General features: G+C 42.3%; 1 protein-coding gene. It reads left to right on the top strand.

Annotated features, from left to right (window positions below; translation table 11 throughout):
• Positions 1-583, top strand: a 583-nt coding sequence (locus FNZ60_RS09515) for a DUF7146 domain-containing protein (RefSeq protein ID WP_185913582.1), incomplete at its 5' end; no start/stop codon positions are given.
• Positions 584-629: the final 46 nt, after the last annotated feature.

Genomic DNA, 629 nt, shown 5'->3' with positions numbered 1-629 from the left:
AAAAAAGATTTGGCAACAAAGTCAACCGATCAAAAATACTTTAGCAGAAACCTATTTACGCATGCGGGGGCTCACATGTGAATTGCCTGCTGATTTACGTTTTCACGACAAATGTCCACACCCATTAGGAATGAAACTGCCCGCGTTGGTGGCTCTTGTTAAGGGTGCTGGCTCTTTTGCCATTCATAGGACCTTTTTAAAAGCCAATGGCTGCAAAACAGATCAGAAACCAGCCAAAGCCATGTTGGGTTCTGTCATGGGTGGTGCTGTGCATTTAAGGCAAGACAATCCAAAACATCTGGTTATTTGTGAAGGCATTGAAACGGGGCTGGCGTTGCTGTCTGGGTTGTTATCAGAGCCCGTGAATGTATGGGCGTCTCTTTACACCAGTGGCATGATGCATGTGAATTTTCCCCCGATAAAAGGACGTCTGACAATTGCAATGGACGGTGATGATGTGGGTCGTAAAGCAGGTTTTACCCTAGCAAAGCGTGCTTATAGCCAAGGCTTTGAGGTCTTTATGATGCAAGCCCCTAACGCTTTAGATTTCAATGATTTTTTAATTCTGAAAGGTTATAAATAAATGATAGAAGATAAAAACAACCAAAATATTTCATTCAATGATAATG

It is taken from the genome of Bartonella massiliensis, assembly GCF_902150025.1.
GTDB lineage: Bacteria > Pseudomonadota > Alphaproteobacteria > Rhizobiales > Rhizobiaceae > Bartonella > Bartonella massiliensis.
Note: the sequence above shows the minus strand (reverse complement) of the source record. Positions and strands in the feature narration are given on the sequence as shown.